The sequence below is a fragment of the Candidatus Cloacimonadota bacterium genome, assembly GCA_020532355.1.
In the GTDB taxonomy this organism is placed as follows: Bacteria; Cloacimonadota; Cloacimonadia; order Cloacimonadales; family Cloacimonadaceae; genus UBA5456.
Genome location: JAJBBD010000083.1, coordinates 1 through 5279, shown reverse-complemented (window position 1 = coordinate 5279; position 5279 = coordinate 1). Strand labels below are relative to the sequence as shown.

The window sequence follows — 5279 nt, the reverse complement described above, 5'->3', positions numbered from 1 at the left end:
CATCAGGGAATGGCAAACGAAAAGACTATGAGTAAACATAACTTTCTGCATTAGGATAGTTAACTCCAGCTTGGCGTTTCATAATGCGGAAGTATGCAGAATCTACAATAAGGTTTCAAGCTGGCGCTTCTACTTTTGGAGCTTGGGAAAGCTCTGTTACAAATAAACTGCGTACATTTTACTCAATGTGAACTCAACTTGCCAACTCTCAAAATAATCAAATGCCAATTTAGCTCTTGACTAAATCTGATAATACAAGCTTTTGGAATACTGATAAATATTAGCAAAGGAGCTACCCATGTTACAAGGTGGAAAGAATATGAATCAACTGATGAAGCAAGCTCAAAAGATGCAGCAGGAAATGATGAAATCTCAACAAGAGCTTGAAAATAAAGTGTTTGAAGTATCTTCTGGAGGAGGCATGGTAAAGGTTGGTATGTCTGGATCTTACGAGATAAAGAGCATTAAGATTGATCCTGAAGCAGTAGATCCGGAAGATGTGGAGATGTTAGAAGATCTCATCTTGGCAGCCCTTCAGGAGGCTCATAAACAGGTGGCAGAAGCAAGTAACGATATAATGGGAAAACTCACCGGTGGCATGAAGATTCCCGGATTATTCTAAGAATAAATGTATAATAGCGATATTCTGGAAAAACTCATCGAAAGCCTATCCCGTTTTCCCGGAATTGGCAAAAAGACCGCAGAGCGTCTTTCCTGGCACTTGTTAGGGGGAGATAAGGTCTTTGCTTTGGAGCTAGCAGAAAATATCAAAACTGCAGTGGAAACATTCAAACCCTGTTCACGATGTCTGATGCTTTCCGAAAGTGATCCCTGCCCAATCTGTTCGTCTCCAGATCGAAACCTCGATAAGATTTGTATTGTAGAACACAGTTCCGATATACCGATTATCGAACGAATGAATGAATATCGAGGTTTATACTTTGTTTTAGGGCATTTGCTTTCACCAATCGATGGCTTTGGACCTCGTGAAATTCATTCCGAAGAACTATCTCGCCGTGTAGAGGAAGTAAAACCTAAAGAAATAATTCTTGCCCTCAAACCATCGGCAGAAGGAGAAGCTACTATTCACTATATCTGGGAGATATTCAAAAAGCGAGAAATCAGTATTACCCGGCTTTCAACCGGTATACCTTTTGGCGGCGATTTAGAGTACAGTAGCAGCAACACCCTAAGAAGCGCTTGGGCAAGGCGTTACAGCGTATAGTTATGTTCACGGGAATTATTGAAAGTACAGCAAAAATCATCTCTATTAGAACCGATAATGGTAGCAAATATTTTCAAATCAAACGTCCAGATTTGTTCAATGACATAAAACCCGGCTCTTCCATAGCCTGTAATGGCATCTGTTTAACTGTGTTAGAATTGGATTTAGATTCATTTACAGTCCAAGTAATGCACGAAACGCTACAAAAAAGCAATGCTCAAACTTGGCGAAACGATACAATTCTAAATCTTGAGCGCGCTTTGAAGCTGGGTGACCGCTTAGATGGACATTGGGTGCTGGGTCATGTGGACAGAACTGCAAAGTTTTTGCGCAAAGAACAGCATGGTAATACATTCTACTATCATTACGAGCTACATCACCAGGATAGACAACTGCTTATTCCGCAAGGCTCTATTGCTATAAATGGAATAAGTTTAACTATCGCATCTTTGGGTAGTAGAGAGTTTTCCATAGCATTGATTGAACACACTCAGATCAATAGCAACTTGCCCCTCATCCGATCTGGTGAACTGGTAAATCTGGAGTATGATCCTTTGGGAAAATACATTTTGAGAAAAAACTTATGAGAAATATCTGCTTAGTAATTGTAGTATTTTGCCTGTTTATGCTTAGCGGGTGTGGCAGCAAACGTAATCCAACTGGAGGCGCTGAAGATACCGAAAAGCCCTCTATACTATCTACCAATCCGGCAGAGTTTGGTGATATCTCCAGCAAAGTAATTGAAGTAGACTTTTCGAAAAACATGGATAAGAGTACGCTTACAAATTCAGTTTACTTCTATCCTCCCATCACAAACCGCCGCATCTACCTATCCCGCTCAACACTGAAAATCGAGATTCGTGAAGACCTGCAAGACAATAGTTTTTACTACATAACACTCAGTACCAGAATTAAGGATCTGCGAGGAAATGAGTTAGAGCGTCCCTATACCCTTATTTTTAAACATGGAAATCCTGCCACAGCAAGTATCTCTGGGCTGATCAACTATGAAGATCAAGCCGATAATGGGGCGAAAGTAAAGCTTTCTGTGTTTTCAGCCGATTCGCTTTTGGTAATGATGGATGAACTGCAGGGTAGCAGTTACGAATTACTCAATTTAACCCCTGCTGAGTATCAATTACGCACATACATAGATAAAAATCTTAATAACAGATACGATACCACACTAGAGCCGTTCTTTGAGAAGCTATGTAAAGCCGATAATAGAAGCACAATGGACATCTCTCTTGCTTATGCGGATACCTCGATGGCTCAAATAAGACAAATACGGCACATATCGCCACAAGAACTGGAAGTGGAACTTAGCGAACCCATTAGCAACGTTGAATATGTGGAATTACTCCAAAGAGACTCTGAAAATTCACTAAGCATATTAAAACGTCATTTGGAAGGTAATATCTTGCGCATGCTAATCGCCAAGCCCGATTCCTCGTCCTACGATCTTAATATGCGCAACTTAACTGATCTTAAAGGAAATATCAGCCCAATGAGCGGATTGCAGTTCAACCCCAGAGTCTTTTCCGATACCAGTGCAGTATCTCTTGTATCTATACTACCTCGGAACGGTGCAACAGTAAACAGCCTCCAGCCCACTATCGAGCTTGTGTTTTCTGAGATTGTTACATCAGATAATCTTCACGTTAGCCTGATTGCTTCTGAATCTAAGCAAGAAATACCCTTGGCAGTGGAGGCCAATCTTGGTAGGAAAATAATCTTGAAACCAAGAGATGAACTAGTAAATTACCGATCCTACAAACTTGTGCTTCATAAAGAAACAAGTGACTATTATGGAAATACGATGGCAGCAGACATTGAATCGGTCTTCTTACCCATCAAACGATAACGGAGAAACCATGAAGATAATTCAGATAGTTGGAGCGCGACCTCAATTTGTAAAACTGGCACCGCTTTCCAGGGTAATAAGAGCCGCAGGCATCGAAGAGCAAATAATTCATAGCGGACAGCATTATGATCTGCAGATGAATGAAGTTTTTTTTAGAGATATGGAAATCCCCGCCCCAGACTATAACCTAAGCGTGGGCTCGGGAACTCAAGGCGTTCAAACCGGAGAAATATTGGCTCTGGTAGAGCCCATTCTTCAAAGCCAAAAGCCAGACCTGGTAATCGTGTATGGCGATACCAATACAACGCTGGCAGGAGCATTGGCAGCGGTAAAACTGGGCATCAAAACAGCACATGTAGAAGCCTGTCTTAGAAGTTTTAACCGTAGCATGCCGGAGGAAATAAATCGCATAGCGACCGATCATATCTCCAATATCCTGCTTGCCCCCACTCAAAAAGCGATGGAAAATGCCGCCAAAGAGGGGTTGAGCAACAAATGCCGCCTGGTGGGCGATATCATGGTGGATTCCCTTGCCTTTGGCATAACTAAGGCTCGCAAAGAATCGCGAGTTCTGCAAGAGCTAAAATTGAATTCCGAAGAAGCATACTTCCTCTTGACTCTGCATCGGCCTTATAACGTAGACGATCCACAGAAACTTGAACATATACTAAGATCACTGGATACATTGGATACCCACATTGTTTTCCCGGTGCATCCCCGCACCAGAAAGATGCTGCAACGCCTCTCCAAAAACCAGTTTAATAACATTCACTTTGTGGCTCCTCAGGCATATCTGGATTTTTTAATGCTGATGGATAATTGCGCCATGATGCTATCCGATAGCGGTGGCATCCAAAAAGAAGCCTATATCCTAAAAAAGCGTTGCGTTACTCTGCGGCCGGAAACAGAGTGGGTGGAAACGGTCGAGAGCGGCTGGAATATGCTTTTGCCACCTGAAGACAGCAGCTTCCCGAAAGCGATGAGAAATTTTGTGGAGCCTCCTGCACACCCAGAAATCTTTGGGCAAAATGTAGCAAGTCGAATGTTGGAAGAGCTGGTGAAGGGATAAATCAATCCCGCTTGGCTTACATTATCATGCCATCGTTCAAGTGAATGATCTGTTCGGCATAGCTTGCATATTTATCGTCATGCGTTACCATCACGATGGTTCTACCGCTTTTGTGCAAGTCTTTTAACCGCTGCATTACTTCCTCGCCATTACGACTATCCAGATTGCCGGTGGGTTCGTCTGCTAATATCAGCTCCGGATCATTAATAACACAGCGGGCAAGGCTCACTCTTTGCTGCTGTCCTCCGGAAAGCTGATGGGGAAAATGGTCTTTTCGGGCTTCCATTCCCAATTGCTTAAGTATTGTCATCACTTTTTCTCGGCGTGTAGCACTATCCACTTTCTCATATAAGAGGGGCAGCTCTACATTTTCGAACACGGAAAGCGATGCGATTAGGTTGAACTTTTGAAAGAGAAAGCCAATGGTCTTGCGCCGTAACCTATTTCGCTCTTTTTCACTAAGATGTGCTGTATTCTTCCCAACAATAACCATTTCCCCTTTACTGGGTTTGTCCATAAGCCCCATAATGTTCAGAAGAGTGGTCTTACCACATCCTGAGGGGCCCTTGATGGCAATGAAGCTGCCTTTTTTGATGTGTAGGTTAAGCTCGTTTAGGGCTGTAGTCTCAATGGTATCTGTACAGTATATCTTACTCAGATTTTTAAGCTCTATCATCTTCTCTCCTTAATCCGCTTGCAGATAGCGAGTTGGATCCGCTTTATACGCCTTTAGAATGTTTAAGTATAATGGAATGAACACAATCGGAATCATGATGATGATTGCCGCCGGAAAAGCGATCAAGGCAAATTTGTTTTGCATAGCAAATCTGTCTGCATAGAGGCTGATTAGATTGTGTGCCAGATACATTCCCGGGATGGCTGCCAAAATATAGAGATAGATGTATTTCTTCAGGTATAGCCGGAAGAGATCTGAGAATTCTGCCCCGCAAATCTTGCGAATGCTGATATCCTTCATCTGTGCATGGATACTAACCGAGCTTACGGCATATACACCCATAACTGCGATGATGACCACGAAGATCGCCATAAACAAGCTGATGTCCTTGTAGATTCTATCTTGTACATAGAATTCCGCTTGTGCAAGCTCAATATCTTTGGAT

The 5279-nt window shown here is 42.5% G+C and carries 7 protein-coding genes; 5 read left to right on the top strand and 2 right to left on the bottom strand.

Going from position 1 to position 5279, the window contains the following annotated elements; genetic code table 11:
• Positions 1-298: 298 nt before the first annotated feature.
• Genes LHW48_02775 through wecB form a run of 5 tightly spaced genes read left to right on the top strand, consistent with a single transcriptional unit; the run spans position 299 to position 4158 of the window.
• Positions 299-622, top strand: coding sequence for a YbaB/EbfC family nucleoid-associated protein (locus LHW48_02775; protein ID MCB5259383.1), 324 nt, complete (start codon positions 299-301; stop codon positions 620-622).
• A 6-nt stretch (positions 623-628) separates the two neighbouring features.
• Entirely contained in the window at positions 629-1225 is a 597-nt protein-coding gene (gene recR, locus LHW48_02770; protein ID MCB5259382.1) for a recombination mediator RecR, read from the top strand.
• Between the two features lie 2 nt (positions 1226-1227).
• On the top strand, positions 1228-1812 hold the full coding sequence (locus LHW48_02765) for a riboflavin synthase (GenBank protein MCB5259381.1): 585 nt from the start codon (positions 1228-1230) through the stop codon (positions 1810-1812).
• Positions 1809-3089 carry an Ig-like domain-containing protein gene (locus tag LHW48_02760; protein MCB5259380.1) on the top strand — a complete coding sequence of 427 codons (1281 nt, stop codon included), beginning with the start codon at positions 1809-1811 and terminating at the stop codon, positions 3087-3089. The genes LHW48_02765 and LHW48_02760 overlap by 4 nt, the downstream gene beginning before the upstream one ends.
• Positions 3090-3099: 10 nt before the next feature.
• Positions 3100-4158 carry a UDP-N-acetylglucosamine 2-epimerase (non-hydrolyzing) gene (gene wecB / locus LHW48_02755; GenBank protein MCB5259379.1) on the top strand — a complete coding sequence of 353 codons (1059 nt, stop codon included), beginning with the start codon at positions 3100-3102 and terminating at the stop codon, positions 4156-4158.
• A gap of 16 nt (positions 4159-4174) precedes the next feature.
• Here the strand turns inward: wecB and LHW48_02750 are convergent, their stop codons facing one another.
• Both LHW48_02750 and LHW48_02745 read right to left on the bottom strand, forming a co-directional pair.
• Positions 4175-4834 carry an ABC transporter ATP-binding protein gene (locus LHW48_02750; GenBank protein MCB5259378.1) on the bottom strand — a complete coding sequence of 220 codons (660 nt, stop codon included), beginning with the start codon at positions 4832-4834 and terminating at the stop codon, positions 4175-4177.
• Between the two features lie 9 nt (positions 4835-4843).
• On the bottom strand, positions 4844-5279 hold a 436-nt coding region (locus tag LHW48_02745), incomplete at its 5' end, for a hypothetical protein (GenBank protein MCB5259377.1).

What these genes read in the sequence shown, in the direction of transcription:
- LHW48_02750 (MCB5259378.1), bottom strand. Translation starts at nt 4,834, where the DNA reads ATGATAGAGCTTAAAAATCTGAGTAAGATATACTGTACAGATACCATT.
- LHW48_02765 (MCB5259381.1), top strand. Translation starts at nt 1,228, where the DNA reads ATGTTCACGGGAATTATTGAAAGTACAGCAAAAATCATCTCTATTAGA.
- wecB (MCB5259379.1), top strand. Translation starts at nt 3,100, where the DNA reads ATGAAGATAATTCAGATAGTTGGAGCGCGACCTCAATTTGTAAAACTG.
- recR (MCB5259382.1), top strand. Translation starts at nt 629, where the DNA reads ATGTATAATAGCGATATTCTGGAAAAACTCATCGAAAGCCTATCCCGT.
- LHW48_02775 (MCB5259383.1), top strand. Translation starts at nt 299, where the DNA reads ATGTTACAAGGTGGAAAGAATATGAATCAACTGATGAAGCAAGCTCAA.
- LHW48_02760 (MCB5259380.1), top strand. Translation starts at nt 1,809, where the DNA reads ATGAGAAATATCTGCTTAGTAATTGTAGTATTTTGCCTGTTTATGCTT.